This window comes from Streptomyces sp. NPDC001717, assembly GCF_042892775.1.
Lineage (GTDB): Bacteria > Actinomycetota > Actinomycetes > Streptomycetales > Streptomycetaceae > Streptomyces.
This window is the reverse complement of record NZ_JBIAUK010000022.1, coordinates 13,094-30,062: the sequence shown is the minus strand read 5'-3', so window position 1 is coordinate 30,062 and position 16,969 is coordinate 13,094. Positions and strand designations below refer to the sequence as shown.

Here is a 16,969-nt window from a genome sequence, read left to right as displayed (position 1 = left end):
GTCGCGGCCGCGGCGGGCTGCATGAGCGTCGGCCAGGACGAGGCGAAGCCCGGACCCTCCTCCTCTTCGGACCGTCGGGGTGCGGCGGTCGGCGGAGGTTCCGCTTCCGGGAAGGGTGCCGGGACGCACAGTGGCGTGCGCGGCGGGAAGGACGGTACGGGGAGCCAGGGCGGCAGGACCGAGGGCGAGGGGAAGGCCTCGGGTGCGACCGGTGCCTCGCCCAGCCCGGGCGCGCCGAGCGGGCAGCCGGGAGTGCCGGCGCCGTCGGCCGGTCCGGGCGGCGGCGCCGGCGGCCAGGGCGCCCAGCAGCCGCCGACGGGCGGATCCGGCGGTTCCGGTGGATCGGGAGGTGCGGGCGGCTCCGGCGGGGCGGGGGGCTCGGGCGGCGGCCAGCATTCGGCGAGCCCGACCCCGCCGCCGGCCACCACTCCGCCTGTGACGGAGCCCACTGCGAATCCGACGACCCCGCAGCCGGAGCCCAGCAACCAGCCGGGCCCGGGCCCGCAGGCCTAGGGCCCGGGACGCCCCAGCCGCCCCCTCCCCCGGCGTGCGGCATCGCCGCAGGTCAGGCGGGTTTCTCCCGGAGCGACTTGCCAGACCCCGGGGAGGGTGCGTATGGTTATAGATCGTTTGATCCCATTGCCCGGCGCCGAATCCGAAGAGCGCCGTGTGGCGCGTACTCTCCCTAGCCGTGGCTGACCGCATTGAGGCGGTCGATTTGCGATTCACGGAGTTTGGGCGCGTGCCGAGACTCCGGAAGGTTTCGCATTTCGCATGTCCATTTCCAGTTCTGACCGCGCCGTCATGCCCGAGAACGACTCGAACGAGATCGTCACCGACGAGATCATCGAAGCGCTCGAGGCCGACGTGACGACCGACCAGTCCATCGACCCCGCCGACTCGATCGACGACGTCGACTCCTTCGACGACGAGGCCGACGACGCCGACGCCGAGCCCACGATCACCTTCGCCGACCTCGGTCTGCCGGAGGGCGTCGTGCGCAAGCTCGCGCAGAACGGTGTCACCACCCCCTTCCCGATCCAGGCCGCGACCATCCCGGACGCCCTGGCCGGCAAGGACATCCTCGGCCGTGGCCGCACCGGCTCCGGCAAGACCCTCTCCTTCGGTCTGCCGACCCTGGCCCAGCTGGCCGGCGGCTTCACCGACAAGAAGAAGCCCCGCGCGATCATCCTGACGCCGACGCGTGAGCTCGCGATGCAGGTCGCGGACGCCCTCCAGCCCTACGGCGACGTGCTCGGCCTGAAGATGAAGGTCGTCTGCGGCGGCACCTCGATGAGCAACCAGATCTACGCCCTGGAGCGCGGCGTCGACATCCTCGTCGCCACCCCGGGCCGTCTCCGCGACATCATCAACCGCGGCGCCTGCTCCCTGGAGAACGTCTCGGTCGCGGTCCTCGACGAGGCCGACCAGATGGCCGACCTGGGCTTCCTGCCCGAGGTCACCGAGCTGCTCGACCAGATCCCCGAGGGCGGCCAGCGCATGCTCTTCTCCGCCACCATGGAGAACGAGATCGGCACCCTGGTCAAGCGCTACCTGTCCAACCCCGTCACGCACGAGGTCGACAGCGCGCAGGGCAACGTCACGACCATGACGCACCACGTGCTCGTCGTGAAGCCGAAGGACAAGGCGCCGGTCACGGCCGCCATCGCCGCCCGCAAGGGCCGCACCATCATCTTCGTCCGCACCCAGCTGGGCGCCGACCGCATCGCCGAGCAGCTCGTCGAGGCCGGCGTGAAGGCCGACGCGCTGCACGGCGGCATGACGCAGGGCGCCCGTACCCGCGTCCTCGCCGACTTCAAGGACGGCTACGTCAACGCGCTCGTCGCCACCGACGTCGCCGCCCGCGGCATCCACGTCGACGGCATCGACCTGGTCCTGAACGTGGACCCGGCCGGCGACCACAAGGACTACCTGCACCGCTCGGGCCGTACCGCCCGCGCCGGCAAGTCGGGTGTCGTGGTCTCCCTGGCCCTGCCGCACCAGCGTCGCCAGATCTTCCGCCTGATGGAGGACGCGGGCGTCGACGCCTCGCGCCACATCGTCCAGGGCGCCGGCGCCTTCGAGCCGGAGGTCGCCGAGATCACCGGTGCCCGGTCGCTGACCGAGGTCCAGGCCGACTCCGCGAACAACGCCGCCAAGCAGGCCGAGCGCGAGGTCGCCGAGCTCACCAAGCAGCTGGAGCGTCTGACGCGCCGTGCCGCCGAACTCCGCGAGGAGGCCGACCGTCTGGTCGCCCGCTCCGCGCGTGAGCGCGGCGAGGACCCGGAGGCCGCTGTCGCCGAGGTCGCGGCCGTCGCCGAGGCCGAGGTCGCGGCAGCCGCCGCGGCCGCTGCCGCCGAACTGGCCGCGCAGGAGCGCCGCGAGGAGAACCGCGCCCAGCGCGACGACCGCGGCAACTTCGAGCGCCGCGACAACCGCGGTGGCGACCGCGGTGGTTTCCGTCGTGACGACCGCGGCGACCGCGGTGGCGACCGTGGCGGCTTCCGTCGTGACGACCGCGGCGACCGCGGTGGCGACCGTGGCGGCTTCCGCCGTGACGACCGTCCGTCCTCCGGTGGTTTCCGTCGTGACGACCGCCCGTCGGGTGGCTTCAACCGTGACGACCGCGGTGGCGACCGTGGCGGCTTCCGCCGCGACGACCGCCCCTCCTCCGGCGGTTTCCGTCGCGACGACCGTCCGTCCTCCGGTGGCTTCCGCCGTGACGACCGTCCGTCCTCCGGTGGTTTCCGTCGTGACGACCGCCCGTCGGGTGGCTTCAACCGTGACGACCGCGGTGGCGACCGTGGCGGCTTCCGCCGCGACGACCGCCCCTCCTCCGGCGGCTACAACCGTGACGACCGCCAGTCCTCGGGCGGCTTCCGCTCCGGTGGCGGCGACCGTCCCTTCAACCGCGACCGTCGTGACGACCGTCCGTCCGGTGGCTTCCGCTCCGGCGGCGCCGGCGACCGCCCGTACGGCCGTCGTGACGACCACCGTCCGTCCGGCTCCACCGGCTCCTTCGGCGGCCGCCGCGACGACAAGCCGCGCTGGAAGCGCAACGGCTGACGATCGGTCCTGATCTGACCGTCCGACAGGGCCCCCACGACTCCGGTCGTGGGGGCCCTGTCGCATGCCGACAGGCCGGGCATCGGATACCCGATCGGCTGACGGGCGCTCTGCGGCTATGCTCTGGGGTGAGCACGTGGAGGGCCATTAGCTCAATTGGCAGAGCAGCGGACTTTTAATCCGTTGGTTGTCGGTTCGAGTCCGACATGGCCTACCGCTCCCGGGCCGAGGCCACGCCTCCGACCTGGTACTGGGCGCCCCTTCCGGTTTCGGCCGGGCGGGGCGCTCCGTCGTTCCCGGGCCGGGCCAGGCCCCCGTGTGCGGGCCGACGGTGCGTCATCCCTTTCGCCCGCTGGAGGTGCGGACCCGGCCGGGGCACCCGTCCAATGGGCGGAGGTGATTGTTCGCCTCAGTCGTCCCCGGGAGCGCCATGAACCAGCCGTCCCAGCCGCCGAGCACGTCGCACGGCCGGCGGATCGCCGCGAGCGTCGCCTCGGCCGTCCTGATCACGCTCACCTGCATCCTCGTACCGGTGTCCCTCATGACGGTCTGGGTGCACGACATCGTGCTGGACACCAACCGGTACGTGTCCACGGTCGCCCCGCTCGCCTCGAACCCGGCGATCGAGCAGGCCGCCGCGCACCGCATCACCGAGGCGGCCGACGTACGGATCGACGGCTCGCAGGTCACGGACGACCTGGCGAAGTGGCTGGAATCGCAGGGGCTGCCGCCGCGCGTCGGCAACGCGGTCAAGGCGCTCGGCCCGCAGCTGGACTCGGCGGCCGACTCGGCCGTCAACAAGATCGCGACCCGCTTCGTCGAGAGCGACCGCTTCGAGAAGATCTGGACGACGGCCAACCGGGCCGCCCACAACGCGGTCGTGCACGCGCTCACCGGCCAGGGCCGCGGCGCGGTCGAGGTCGAGGGCGGCACCGTCACGCTCAACGTCGGCGAGGCCGTGGACCAGGTCAAGGAGGACCTCGTGAAGGCCGGCATCAAACCGGCGGAGAAGATCCCCGAGGTCAACAAGCAGATGGTGCTGTTCCAGTCGGACAAGCTGGCGAAGATCCGCAACGCGGTCCACCTCCTGGACGTCCTCGGCAACTGGCTGCCCGTCATCACGGTGGTCCTCGGGGCGATCGGCGTACTGCTCGCGCGGCGCCGCCGCCGGGCGCTGGTGACCACGGCCCTGTGCGCGGCCGCCGCCTGCCTCGTCGTCGCCATCGCCCTGGTCGTCGCCCGCCGCTACTACCTCGACCACCTCCCGGCGGAGGTCCAGTCCCCGGCCGCGGCGGCGGCCGTCTTCGACACGCTGGTGCGGTTCCTGCGGGTCAGCCTGCGCACCGCGATGGTCCTGGGGGTCGTGGTGGCCCTCGGCGCCTATCTGTCCGGTGCGGGCCGGCTGCCGCGCGGTGTGCGGGGCAGGGCGGAACTCGCCGCCGACTCGGCCGTCGGCTGGGGCGCCGCCCACGGGGTGCGCACGGGCAGGGTCGGTGTGTGGGTGGCGTCCCGGCGGCGCGCGCTCACCATCGGCGTACTGGTGGTCCTGGCGCTCGTGTTCGCGCTGTGGAACCACCCGACGGTGCTCACGGTGCTGCTGCTGGTGCTCATCCTGCTCGTCCTGCTGGCCGTGTTGGCACTGCTGGCGGCCGGCGGGCGCAGCGATGCCCGGGCGGGTGGTCCCGAGGGGCCGTAGCCGGCCACGGTCACGGGCGCGGTGGGGGGAGGGGAGTGCGGAGCCGGCGGGCGAGGAAGGGCTCGTGCGCCACGACGTACCCCAGGGCGATGGCAACCGTCACGACGACGAACAGCATGATCAGCCAGGACAGCAGGACGAACACCGAGCCGAGGCTGCCGTACTGCTTCATGCTGTGGGCCACGGCGTGGGGCAGGTAGACCTTCGAGACCGCGGTCATGATCTGCTGCCCGACCCCGGCCAGCACCGCGCCGGGCAGCAGGGGAAGCCACGGGACGCGGGCGGCGAGCAGCAGGTGCTGCGTCCACCACCACAGCAGGACGCTGGTCACCAGGGCCAGGAAGAAGCCGCCGAGCGGGCCGGTGCCGAAGGCGTCCTGGATCGGGCCCTGGAAGAGCAGCGCGACCAGCCAGACGCTGACCCAGGCCACCCACCGCCAGGCCGCGAGCGTGGCCTTGGCCTTCGGGAGGTGCCAGCAGCGCTCGCAGGTCCGCTGCATGGCCCGGCTGCACGCGGTCGCCGACAACACGGCGACGAAGACCCCGACGAGGCCGGTGCTGGTGGCGGTCGCGACGTCGCCGCCGGAGTACAGGGCCCGTACCTGGTCCAGCGCGGCGTCCTGCAGGCCCAGGGTCGTACGGATGGACGAGACCAACTGCTGCTGGAGCCAGTCCGGCGCGACGGTGCCGATGACGAAGAGTGCGGGCAGCGCTCCGAGGAAGGCCTGGGCGGCAAGCCGGGTCGCGCAGTCGAGCACCTTGACGTCGGCGAGCTGCTCGATGATCCGGTACAGGAGCGGGGTGTGCTTGCGCATCCAGCCGGGCAGCCGGAACCTGCGCGGCCCGGCTTTCGGTTCAGCCACGTTGGAACTCCTCATGAGGCACGGCTGTGACCACAGTGCACGAGATTGGCCACGGAATGTTGCATATCGGGCATTTGGTGCTGCCGTGGAGTGGTGGGGCGATTAATTGGCGCTGGGCGCTCCCCGGATGGCGTACAGTTGTGTTTACCGACGCGGGGTGGAGCAGCTCGGTAGCTCGCTGGGCTCATAACCCAGAGGTCGCAGGTTCAAATCCTGTCCCCGCTACTCAGTACGAAGGCCCGGTTCCCTGATGGGAACCGGGCCTTCGTCGTATGTCGCTTCACCCGTACGGCCGCCGCCGGCTCGCCCCGGGGCCGCTCGGGACGCCAGCCTTGGAGGGGCGAGGGACCCGGCGGCAGGAGAACGGCGTGGTGGGGCTGGCCCGGCAGGGCGACGACGGTGACCGCGCGGACGGAGCCGGGAGCGGGACGGTGGCGAGGCTCCTGCGGACCCTGCCCCTCGTGCTGATCGCCCTCGGTCTCGCATTCGACCTCACGACCCCGCCCAGCTTCACCGGATCCCCGTTCTTCTCGGCGGCTCCGCTGGTCGCCGCTCCCCTCCTCAGCCTCCTGGGCACGCTCCTGACGGGTCTGCTGGCCTCGCTCACGGTGTTCGTGCTGCACGTCCACCACGGCACCTTCTGGCAGGCGACGGCGCTCACCGAGCTGGCCACCGTCCTCACCGTGTCCGCGCTGGCGGTCCTGATCAACCGGGTGGTGCGGCGCAGCGGTGAACGCCTCGCCTCCGCTCGGGAGATCGCCGAGGCCGCGCAACGGGCGGTACTGCCGACGCCCGCCGAGCGCGTCGCCGGGCTGTACGTCTCCGCGCGCTACGAGGCGGCGCGGGCCGACGCCTTCATCGGCGGGGACCTGTACGCCGTCCAGGACACCCCGTACGGAGTGCGCCTGGCGGTGGGCGACGTACGGGGCAAGGGGCTGGGCGCCGTGGAGGCGGTGGCCGTGGTGCTCGGCGCCTTCCGGGAGGCGGCGGAGACCGAGCCGACGCTGGAGGGGGTGGCCCAGCGGCTGGAGCGGGCGCTGGCCCGGGAGGGCGCCCGGCGCGACAGCCTGGACGCGGTGGAGGGGTTCACCACGTGCGTCCTCGGCGAGATCCCGCCGGGTGCGGCGCTGCTGCGGTTGCTCAACCGGGGGCACCCCGAGCCGTTGCTGCTGCACGCGGACGGGGAGCCGGCGGTGCTCGCCCCGGCGGAGCCGGCCCTGCCGCTCGGCATGGGGGAGTTGGGCGGTTGGCCGGACGCGGCTCAGGAGTGGGCCTTCCCGGCGGGGGCCACCCTGCTGCTGTTCACGGACGGGCTGACCGAGGCGCGGAGCGTGACGGGGGAGTTCTACGACCCGGCGGCCCGGCTGCGCGGGCGGGTGTTCCCGGGACCGGCGGAACTCCTCGGAGCGCTCAGCAGCGATGTGCGCCGGCACACGGGCGGAGGGGCGATGGACGACATGGCGCTGCTCGCGGTGGGGCGGCCGGGGCAGGGGCAGCCGAAGCGGCGCAGGACGGTGAGGGTGGTGCGGCCGTGAGGGCGTGAGGACGTTGCGTGACGCTGCGTAGAGGAAAGGGTGCTCTCAGCGAGGAACTTGACGGGGCGTCACGTTCCGTATGTGGCGGAAGAAGTGAGGTAAACCTCTGAATATTGACCGGATTCGCACCTGTCTGCACCGAAAAGCCTTGGCCAAAGACGGTCGTTGAGTGGCTGATTGGTGGGAACGATCAATCGCAACAGCTTGGAATCACTCCCCTGCGTCTATTACCGTTCGATAACGCAGCGCGGTCGTCCCAGCCGTCGCAAGAGACGGCGCCGTGCGCGTGCGTGTCAATGAGGAGTGTGCCCCGGTGGCCTCCAACTTGCCTGCCCCTGAAGGCACCGAAATCCAGGAACCGCCGACCGCCGGCGCCTGGGGCGAGTGGAACCCCACCGAGGACTCGGTCCGTTCGGTACGGGGCAAGCACCGGGTCGCCCGGCAGCGCGGGGGACTCGCGCGCAGCTCCACCGTGCTGGGCGTCGGCGTCATCGCGGCCGTGGGTGCGGGCGGCATAGCCACCGCGCAGGACCGGCCCCAGGTCGCCATATCCATGCCGGACCTGCCGGACATGCCGAACCTGCCCACCATGACCCAGGTGCTGGACGGCGACTTCTCCGCGGACCACGGCTCGGCGGCCGACGCCCGGGACGCGGCCGCGCAGGCCGGGAAGACCGGGATCATCCCGCAGCAGGCCGGGCGGGGCGCGGACGCCGGTGAGGTGCTGCTCAGCCGGATCCTCCAGCAGGCCGAGTCCCAGCAGGACGCCGCCGAGGCCAAGGCGCTCGCCGATACCGCACAGGCCGCTCAGGCCGCCGCCGCGCAGGAGGCCAAGGCCAAGCTGGACGCCGCGCAGAAGGCCGCCGACGACGCGAAGGCGGCCGCCGAGGCGAAGGCCGCGGCCGAGGCCAAGGCCGCCGAAGAGGCCGCCGCGGCCAAGGCCGAGCAGGAGCGCCTCGCCAAGTCGGCCGGCGACTACTCGCTGCCCACCTCCGCCTACACCCTCACCTCGCACTACGGGGTGGCCGGCTCCATGTGGTCCTCCGGCTATCACACCGGCCTCGACTTCGCCGCCCCCACGGGGACCCCGGTCAAGGCCGTGGCGGCCGGGAAGATCACCTCGGCGGGCTGGTCCGGCGCGTACGGCTACCGGATCGTGCTGGAGCTCGAGGACGGCACCGAGGTCTGGTACTGCCACCTCTCCTCGATGTCGGTGACCTCCGGCTCGGTCGGAGCCGGGGACACCATCGGCCGCGTCGGCGCCACCGGCAACGTCACCGGCCCCCATCTGCACCTGGAAGTGCGCAAGGGCGGTTCGACGGTGGACCCGCTGGCGTGGCTGACCTCCAAGGGCCTGAACGTCTGAGACCCGGGGCGGCTTCCGGGGTCGGGGCTGCCCGTCGGGGGGCGGGTAAACCGGCGGCTGTCGGCGCCGCGGCGCCTCCGGACGCCGGCAGCGGGCCCGGCCACGGCGGAAGCAGCTCCTCCAGGACCGCGGCCCGGACCAGCGCGGGCCCGGCGGTCGCCCGGCGCAGCCACAGCAGGCCCAGCAACTCCCGCTCCCGCCCCGCGAAGTCCGGCTCCCCCGCCGGGCCGCCGCGGCGCGCCCGGTTCCGCAGCAGGGCCAGCGCCGTCGCGTCCTCCTCGTACCGGGCGACCGCACGGCCGGCCGCCCGGCCCCCGCTGCGCCGGGCCAGGGAGCGGGCCAACGAGCGGGCCGGCATCGACGCCAGCGCCGGGACCTCGGCCGGCGCGAGCCAGCCCGCCGCCGCGTACTCCGCGAGCTCGCGGGCGACGGCGCGCAGCCGCCGCCGCCTTATCCACACCGCCAGCCACACCAGCAGGGCGAACACCGGGACCATCACCGAGCCGTAGACCACGTAGAACCCGTACTCCCCGAACCGCGAGGAACTGTTCCACAGCGCGTGCGCGCACATGGCGGCGCCGAGCCCGAGCAACGGCAGGGCGAACCGGCGCGAGCGACGGGCGCTGAGCGCGGCCGCGCCGAAACCGAGCCCGGTGAGGACCGTGAACAGCGGGTGCGCGAACGGCGACAGCACGATCCGTACGAAGAAGGTGGCCGCGGTCACCGAGTCCAGTACGCCGGTGCCGTCGGCCAGGTCCTCGCCGAAGGCGTTGCCGAGATAGAGGATGTTCTCGGTGAAGGCGAAGCCGGTGGCGGTGAAACCGGCGACGACGAAACCGTCCGCCGGGCCGGTGAAGTGGCGTCTGCGGAAGGCGAAGACGAGGAGCAGGGCGGCCGCCTTGGCGCTCTCCTCCACGACCGGGGCGATCGCCACCGAGCCGAGGGTGTCGGCGTGGGCGGGGTCGGCCGTGGCCCCGGCTATCCACTCGGTGGCGAAGCTGTTGGCCAGTATCGCGATCAGCGCCGCGGTACAGGCCCCCCACCCGCAGCAGAACAGCAACTGCTGCCAGGGCGCGGGCGCGGCCCGGCCCAGCCACCGGAAGGCCGCCATGAGCGGCGCGACGGGCAGCAGGGCCAGACCGAGGCCGACGAAGAAGCCGGGGGTACCGGTCTGTTCACGGACGAGTTCGAGGATCGCGACACCCGTACCGGCGAGCAGAACGACGAGCACGCACGTGCGGACCTTGCCCGCCGGGCGTGCGAGCACAACGGAGAGCGCTCGGAACACATGATGACCCTACAGAGCGGGTCCGACACGGCGAGTGACGTGGTCAGTTCTTCGCGTTCTTGACGTTCTCTGCGCGACGGAAGAGCAAGTCGTGCACGACATGGCCCTTGTCGAGACCCTGGCCCTCGAAACGGGTGAGCGGCCGGAAGTCGGGACGCGGCGCGTAACCGCCGTCGTCTTGCGTGTTCTCGAAGTCCGGGTGCGCGGTGAGCACTTCGAGCATCTGCTCGGCGTACGGCTCCCAGTCGGTCGCGCAGTGCAGCACCGCCCCGGGGGCGAGCCGGGTGGCGGCCAGCGTGAGGAACTCGGGCTGGATCAGCCGGCGCTTGTGGTGGCGGGCCTTGGGCCAGGGGTCCGGGAAGTAGACGCGCATCCCGGCCAGGGAGTCCGGCGGCAGCATCTCGCGCAGCAGGATGATCGCGTCGCCGTTGGCCACGCGGACGTTGGTCATCCCGCCGCGCTCGGCGAGGGCGAGGAGGTTGCCCTGCCCCGGGGTGTGCACGTCGGCGGCGAGGATGCCGGTGCCGGGGTCGGCGGCGGCCATCTGGGCGGTGGCCTCGCCCATGCCGAAGCCGATCTCCAGGACCACGGGCAGGCCGTCGAAGAGCGTCTTCAGGTCGATGACCGAGTGGCCGTCGATGTCCAGTCCCCAGGTGCCCCACAGCCGCTTCAGGGCTTCGCCCTGGCCGGTGGTGACCCGGCTGCGCCGGGGCTGGAAGCTCCGGATCCGCCGCTCGTGGTGCGAGCCGGCCGGGTCCGGGGAGGGCCCGTCGGGGAACCGGGGCTCGGTCCGCCACTTGGGGGGCACGTACGAGGAAGCCTCCGGCGCGGTGGCGTCCGGGAGGCTGGGCGGCGTGGGGTTCAGGGACTCAGACACAATGCCGAGATTCTACGACGGGGGCGATACCCGGGCCGCTCGGCCGCGTGCGGCACCGCTGCCGGGGGCGCTGCCCCCGGACCCCCGCGCCTCAAACGCCGGCGGGGCTGGATTTCGCTCCTGCCGTCCGCCCGGCGCGGCTGGATCGCCCGCGGGGCAATCTCAGCCCCGCCGGCGCTCGAGGCGCCGCCGGAGGCGAATCCAGCCCCTCCGGGGTTCAAGGCAGGGGGCACCTCCCGGCGGTAGCCGGGGGAGGGTCCGGGCGGAGCCCGGGGAACGGTGGAAGGGCGGGGCGGGGAGCGGCTCCGCGCAGCGGGACCCGCACCCGGCCCGCCCGGGTCAGGCGGCCCGCAGCAGGCGAAGGGCCCGCGCGGCGATCTCCCGACCGATCGGGAGCGAAGCGGTCGCCGCCGGCGAGGGCGCGTTCAGCACGTGCACCGTTCGCGGCGCCTCCCGGATCAGGAAGTCGTCCACCAGCGTCCCGTCCCGCAGGACGGCCTGCGCCCGCACCCCCGCCGAAGCGGGCCGCAGGTCCTCCGCCGAGACGGCCGGCAGCAGCCTGCGCACCGCCCGCGTGAAGGCCTGCTTCGACAGCGAGCGGTGTATCTCGCCCGCCCCGTACCGCCAGTGCCGGGCGGCCATCCGCCAGGAGCCCGGCCACGCCAGCTCCGTGGCCACGTCGCGCGGCCGGACCACGGACCAGCCGTACCCCTCCCGGGCCAGCGCCGGCACCGCGTTCGGGCCGACGTGGACGCCGCCGCCGATGCCCCGCGTCAGGTGCACCCCGAGGAAGGGGAACGCCGGATCCGGTACCGGGTAGACCAGCCCGCGGACCAGCTCCGGACGGTTCAGGTCGTAGTACTCACCCCGGAACGGCACGATCCGCATCCCCGGGTCGTCCCCGGCCAGCCGCGCGATCCGGTCGCACTGCAGGCCGGCGCAGTTCACCAGGACCCGTGCGCGCACGACCAGCCCGGACGTGGTGCGGACCGCCACACCGGAGGGTCTGCGCGAGATCAGGTCCACCGCGCCGCCGTAGACGATCTCCGCGCCGGAGGCCTCGGCCAGCTGCGCGCTCACCCGGCCGTAGTCCACGATCCCGGTGCTGCCGACGTGGATCGCGGCCAGGCCGTGCACCTCCGGCTCGTACTCGGAGATCTGCGCCGGGCCGAGCTCGCGCACCGGAATGCCGTTCTCCCGCCCGCGCTGGACCAGGGCGTGCAGCCGCGGCAGCTCGTCCCGCTCGGTGGCGACGATCAGTTTGCCCGTCACCTCGTGCGCGATCCCGTGCTCCGCGCAGAACTTGACCATCTCGGCCGCACCGCTGACCGCGAAGCGCGCCTTCAGCGATCCCGGCCGGTAGTAGATCCCGCTGTGGATCACCCCGCTGTTGCGGCCCGTCTGGTGACGCGCCGGGCCGTCCTCCTTCTCCAGGACGACCACCCGGGTCCCCGGAGCCAGCCGCGACACGGCATACGCCGTCGACAGGCCGACGATCCCGCCACCGATCACCAGCACATCGCAGTCCACGCCACCGCCCACGCCCACGCCGACACCTCCCACCCCTGCATACTGCACCCCGCCACCGACAACACGGCCACGAGGGCCCGCGGCCGCCGTTACGCCGGCGTCACCAGCAGCGGCCGGGCCCGCTCGCGCAGCTCCGCGACGCGCGGCTCGTCCCCGTACGGTTCCAGGCGGTGCAGCAGGTCACGTACGTATTCGGTCGTCCGCGCCGAGGAGATGCGACCCGCCACCTCCACCGCCCGGGTGCCCGCCGCGCACGCCGCGTCGAGGTTGCCCGACTCCAGCTCGGCGACCGCGCTCACCACCAGCCGCAGCCCGTGCGAACGCACGAACTCCTCCGTGGGCCGGGACAGGGCCTGCTCGGTGAAGCGCCGCACCTGACGGGGGAGCCTCAGGTCCCGGTAGCACTCCGCCGCGTCCGCCGCGAAGCGGTCGTACGAGTAGAAGCCGAGCCACGTCGGATCGGGATCGCCGTCCCGCGACCGCTCCAGCCAGCCCTCCGAGGCCCGCAGCGCGGCCCCGGCGGCCGAGGAATCGCCCGCCTTCGCGTGCGCGCGCGCCTCCACGAGCCGGAAGAAGCTCATGGTGCGGGCGGTGGCCAGGCCCCGGTTGCGTTCGACGGCGGCCTGGGCGAGGTCGACGCCCTCCTCCGGGAAGTCCCGGTAGGTCGCCTGGAGGGACATCGAGGCCAGGACGTATCCGCCGAGCGGGACGTCGGCGGCCGCACGGGCGAGGCGCAGCGCCTGGATGTAGTAGCGCTGGGCGGCCTCCTGCTGACCGGTGTCGAAGGCCATCCATCCGGCCAGCCGGGTCAGTTCGGCGGTCGCGCCGAACAGCGCGCGGCCCACTTCGTCGCTGTACGAGCCGAGCAGCAGCGGCGCCGCGTCCACCCGCAGGCACTCGGGGACCATCGACGAACGCCAGTCCCCGCCGCCGTACTTGGAGTCCCAGCGGCGCGCGTCCTCGGCGGCCTCGCGCAGCTTGCTCACATCGCTGTGGCCCACGCGCTGGGCGTGATCGCGCTGAGTTTCGGGCCCGGGCTGAGCGGGGACAACGGTGGACGGCGGTCCCGGCGCCGTCGGCCTGTCGGCCTGAGGAGCGGCCGGAGCCGGAGCGGTCACAGGTGCGGTCGTCGCGGGCGCAGGCGTGGGTGCGGGCGTGTGTGCGGCCGTGGCGGGCGCCGTCGTCGTCGCGGGCGCGGTCGCCGCGGCGGCGGTCGCCGTGCCGGCGGTCCCGGTCATCGCGTCCGGCGCCGTCGGGCCCGGCTCCCGTGCCACCGAGCCGTCCGCCGGAGATATCAGCCAGCGCGAGGCGGGCGTCGCGTACGCAGCCACGGAGAAGGAACCGGCGAGCGACTGCCAGATCCCGCCGCCGCCCCGCCGTCCGGCGAGGTCGAGCCGGTAGAGGTCCGTGGCCGAGCGGACCGCCGCCCCCACGTCGCGCGGGAAGGCCAGGCCCACTTCGGGCGCGGGATCCGCGTCCGCCAGGCCGATCTCGTGCAGCGGCACCGGCCGCCCCAGTTTCGCGCCGATCGCGGCCGCGATCAGGTGCGGGGCGGCGCCCTGCGGCACCATCCCCTTCGACACCCACCGTGCGACCGACGTCTTGTCGTACCGGAGGGTCAAGCCGCGCTGCGCGCCGAGGTCGTTGACCCGCCGGGCCAGCCCGGCGTTGCTGATGCCCGCGAGGGCGAGGACGGCGCCGAGCTTCTCATTGGGCTCGCGGAGCTCCCTGGACATGCGCCACCCCTCGTCACACGCGGAACGCACACAACGCTTACGCCGCCGGGGCATAGGCGCCCGGCATTTCGTAAACCCAGCGTAGTTCCCCGCCTCCCAAGCGTTAAGGCCTCTACTTCCGTATGGCGGGATTGTTGTCCGTTTGCACAGTCCGGCCACGGCTCGGGCCCGGGGCGCACTCGTCCCGGTGTGCTCCGCCCGTGTGGCCGTGCGCCCACCCGTGCGCTCTGGCCGGTCGGGGGGCCCGGCGATTCGATGTGCGGTGCGTGGGTCGGCCCGCTGCGTGAACCGGGCGGGTCCGGGGGTGCCGCTGCCTCAATCCCCGCGGGCGGCGGTCCGGTCCGGGAGGCGGATTCCGCCTCCCGCGACCGCGCACGTGCTCCGTCGCGGGTGGGCGCAGGCGGTCCGGGGCGGTACTCCGCACCGCCGAAGAATGGCTGAAACCGACCTATGGGACGGTGGGAACGGAACGTCAAATACCGCGTGGCCGGGGCGTGTTCCTTTGCATGTGCGCCCCCCTTAACCACTCTCGCACGCCTGTCCCGTGGCAGCATGGACCCCGAGCCACCCGGGGTCCCGCGGCCGCGCCCTCCGCGCCGACCGTGCTGCCCGTGCCCCGGTCATGTGCCCACAGGCTGGGGAGGCGGCGGTGCGCTGGTTGGTGGGTTGGAGCAGTATCGCCGCGAGCTTCGGCACGGCCGGACGGGTCTCGGGCGCGAACGGCCACGGCGGCTCCGGAGGCTTCGGCGGGCCCGGAGGCTTCGACGGCCCCGGCAGCCAGGGCGGCTACGACCGCGCCGGCTACGACCGTCCCGGCCATGACCGTGCGGGCCATGACCGTGCGGGCGCCCCGCTGCGCGGCGGCATCGCGGACGCCGCTCACCCGGGCGACGTCGGCGCCGATGCCGACCGCACCGTCCAGCCTGTCGGCGCCCAGCTGTTGTGGGGCGACCCGGACCCCCTCTGGGCCGTCGGCGACTGGCGCCCCGACGAGATCCGCACCCTCACCGCCGACCCGGCCGACCCCTTCACCCGGCTCGCCGTCCTCGGCTGCTGCGGCGCCACCGACGCCGAGCTGAAGCGCGCCCTCTACGCCGCCCGCGGCGGAGCGCTGCGCCACCTCACCCAGTGGTCCGGCAGCTACACCGCCGTCGTACAGGCCGGCCGCCGCATCACCGTCGTCGGCGACCTCGCGGGCGCGCGGCCCGTCTTCTACACCCCCTGGGCCGGCGGTACCGCGTACGCCACCGCCGCGCTCCCCCTCGCCGACCTCATCGAGGCGCAGCTCGACATCGGCCACCTCGCCGCCCTGTTGGCCTGCCCCGACAGCCCCGAGGCGCTGGGCGACGGCACTCCGTACGCCGGGGTCCGCCGCATCCCGCCCGGCCACGCGCTCATCCTGCGCGAGGGCTCCCGGGAGATCACCGGCTACGAAGCCGTCGCCTCCCTCGCGGTCGCCGCTCCCGAGGCCGACGCCGAACGCGCGGTGGAGGGCGTACGGGAAGCGTTGACGGCCGCGGTGCGCGCCCGGCTCACGGCGCCCAGGCATGCTCCCGACACGGCCCCGCCGTACGATCCCGGCCCCGTGCCCGGCATGGGGCCGGCCGACCGGCGCGCAGCCCGCGGCGCCCCCGCCCCGGGGGTGGGCGCCGACCTCTCGGGGGGCAGCGCGTCCGCGACCCTCGCCCTGCTGGCCGCCGGACTCCCGGGCGCCCCGGGCAGCCTGGGCAGCCCCGCCGGGGCCCGGCTGCTCGCGGTCACCTTCAACGACCTGGCCACTCCGCAGGGTCGCGAGGCCGAGTTGGAACGGGCCCACGTCATCGCCGCCGACCCGCGTCTGCACCACGTCGTGGTGGCCGCCGCCGAAGAAGCCCTCCCGTACGCCGAACTCGACGGCCCGCTGACCGACGAACCGGGGCCCTCGCTGGTCTTCGCCGCCCGCGAGCGGCGCCGGCTGGCCGCCGGCAGCGCCGACCACTTCACGGGCCACGGGGCCCGCCAGGTCCTCGACGCACACCCGGCGCGCATGGCCGACCTCCTGCTGGACCGCCGGCGCCGCCACCTGCTGCGGCCGGTCGCGGCCCTGGCCCGTTCGGCCTCCGCCTCCGGGGAATCCCTCCTGGTGCCGCTGACCGTGTACTCGGCGGCGCGCCGACTTTCCCGTACGACGTACCGCGCGGGCATGGAAGCCGCCGCGGCCAGGCTCCGCGAGGGCGGGGTCACCGTGCGGTCCTCCGGTCCGGTGGACGCTTCCCTCGCCGCCCTGACCTGGTCCCGACCCGGGCCCGCGGCGGGCTGGCTCACCGGGGAGGCGCTGGCGGAAGTATCGATCCGGCTGGCCGCCGCCGCGGGCCGACCGCCGCTCTCGCTGCGGCCCGGCGAGGCCCGTGCCCGTGCCGTCCTGGCCCGGCACGCCGCGGACCACCGGGTGTTCGAGCAGGCCGTGGAGGTCCGCAGCCAGCGCCTGCACGCCCCGTTCCTCGACAACCAGGTCGTCCGCGCCGCCCGAGCGCTCCCCGAATCCCTGCGCGTACAGCCCGGGGCCCGGGCGGCGATCCTGCGCAGCGTGCTGTCCTCGGCGGGCGTGCGCGAACTCCCCACGGGCTGGGGCGCCACCGCCCACTCCCCGAACGAGACGGCGACCCGGCTCGGTCTGCGGGCCGCCCTCACCTCCCTCATGGACCTCTTCGCCTCCCCGCTGCTCGCCGACGCAGGGCTGATCGAGGCCCGCGTCGTACGCCAGGCCCTGCTCGACGCGGCGGACGGGCGACCCGTACCGCTGGACGGGCTCGCGGAACTCGTCTCGATGGAGCTGTGGCTGCGCCGGCTGCTCGCCCGGCGGGGCACGTGCTGGACGGGCACCTCGACGGCCCGCCGCAGGGCCGTACCGGAAGGCGTACCGGTCCGGGCGGTCCACCGCCCGGCGCTGTCCTGACCCCTTCGCGCGTTTATCTTTTTGCCGCGCGACGGTGAGCACCGAGGGTCGGAACGGACCGGAACGGAACGGATAGGG

Annotated in this window: 10 protein-coding genes and 2 tRNA genes; 7 read left to right on the top strand and 5 right to left on the bottom strand. The window is 73.8% G+C overall.

The annotated features are described in order from the left end of the window. The first annotated feature begins 774 nt into the window (after positions 1 to 774). The 3 genes from ACFYZL_RS28090 to ACFYZL_RS28080 all read left to right on the top strand — a co-directional run bounded on the left by ACFYZL_RS28090 (position 775) and on the right by ACFYZL_RS28080 (position 4,762). Positions 775 to 3,066, top strand: coding sequence for a DEAD/DEAH box helicase (locus ACFYZL_RS28090; protein WP_388682759.1), 2,292 nt, complete (start codon positions 775 to 777; stop codon positions 3,064 to 3,066). Between the two features lie 141 nt (positions 3,067 to 3,207). Next, positions 3,208 to 3,280, top strand: a tRNA-Lys gene (locus tag ACFYZL_RS28085). A gap of 216 nt (positions 3,281 to 3,496) precedes the next feature. Beyond that, the gene (locus tag ACFYZL_RS28080; RefSeq protein ID WP_384755448.1) at positions 3,497 to 4,762 is read left to right on the top strand and encodes a hypothetical protein; all 1,266 of its coding nucleotides are present in this window, start codon (positions 3,497 to 3,499) and stop codon (positions 4,760 to 4,762) included. 10 nt (positions 4,763 to 4,772) lie between these two features. Here the strand turns inward: ACFYZL_RS28080 and ACFYZL_RS28075 are convergent, their stop codons facing one another. Beyond that, positions 4,773 to 5,624, bottom strand: coding sequence for a YhjD/YihY/BrkB family envelope integrity protein (locus ACFYZL_RS28075; RefSeq protein ID WP_384755446.1), 852 nt, complete (start codon positions 5,622 to 5,624; stop codon positions 4,773 to 4,775). A gap of 151 nt (positions 5,625 to 5,775) precedes the next feature. Here ACFYZL_RS28075 and ACFYZL_RS28070 point away from each other — a divergent pair. The 3 genes from ACFYZL_RS28070 to ACFYZL_RS28060 all read left to right on the top strand — a co-directional run bounded on the left by ACFYZL_RS28070 (position 5,776) and on the right by ACFYZL_RS28060 (position 8,525). Continuing rightward, positions 5,776 to 5,849: transfer RNA gene (locus tag ACFYZL_RS28070), tRNA-Met, on the top strand. 47 nt (positions 5,850 to 5,896) lie between these two features. Further along, entirely contained in the window at positions 5,897 to 7,159 is a 1,263-nt protein-coding gene (locus ACFYZL_RS28065; RefSeq protein WP_388682757.1) for a PP2C family protein-serine/threonine phosphatase, read from the top strand. Between the two features lie 313 nt (positions 7,160 to 7,472). Beyond that, positions 7,473 to 8,525 carry a M23 family metallopeptidase gene (locus ACFYZL_RS28060; RefSeq protein WP_388682755.1) on the top strand — a complete coding sequence of 351 codons (1,053 nt, stop codon included), beginning with the start codon at positions 7,473 to 7,475 and terminating at the stop codon, positions 8,523 to 8,525. On the opposite strand, the gene ACFYZL_RS28055 is transcribed toward ACFYZL_RS28060, so the two are convergent. From ACFYZL_RS28055 to ACFYZL_RS28040, 4 genes are all read right to left on the bottom strand, one after another. Next, on the bottom strand, positions 8,434 to 9,813 hold the full coding sequence (locus ACFYZL_RS28055; protein ID WP_388682753.1) for a PrsW family intramembrane metalloprotease: 1,380 nt from the start codon (positions 9,811 to 9,813) through the stop codon (positions 8,434 to 8,436). The two genes, ACFYZL_RS28060 and ACFYZL_RS28055, sit on opposite strands and share 92 nt — an antisense overlap. A 43-nt stretch (positions 9,814 to 9,856) precedes the next feature. Further along, entirely contained in the window at positions 9,857 to 10,690 is an 834-nt protein-coding gene (trmB, locus tag ACFYZL_RS28050; protein WP_384755435.1) for a tRNA (guanosine(46)-N7)-methyltransferase TrmB, read from the bottom strand. A 339-nt stretch (positions 10,691 to 11,029) separates the two neighbouring features. Further along, entirely contained in the window at positions 11,030 to 12,268 is a 1,239-nt protein-coding gene (gene lhgO / locus ACFYZL_RS28045; protein ID WP_384753460.1) for an L-2-hydroxyglutarate oxidase, read from the bottom strand. Positions 12,269 to 12,309: 41 nt separating this feature from the next. Continuing rightward, on the bottom strand, positions 12,310 to 13,956 hold the full coding sequence (locus ACFYZL_RS28040; protein ID WP_388682750.1) for a sporulation protein: 1,647 nt from the start codon (positions 13,954 to 13,956) through the stop codon (positions 12,310 to 12,312). A 649-nt stretch (positions 13,957 to 14,605) separates the two neighbouring features. On the opposite strand from ACFYZL_RS28040, the gene ACFYZL_RS28035 reads away from it, so the two are divergent. Next, a complete protein-coding gene (locus ACFYZL_RS28035) occupies positions 14,606 to 16,891 on the top strand; it encodes an asparagine synthase-related protein (protein ID WP_388682747.1) in 2,286 nt (761 codons plus the stop codon). Positions 16,892 to 16,969 lie beyond the last annotated feature (78 nt).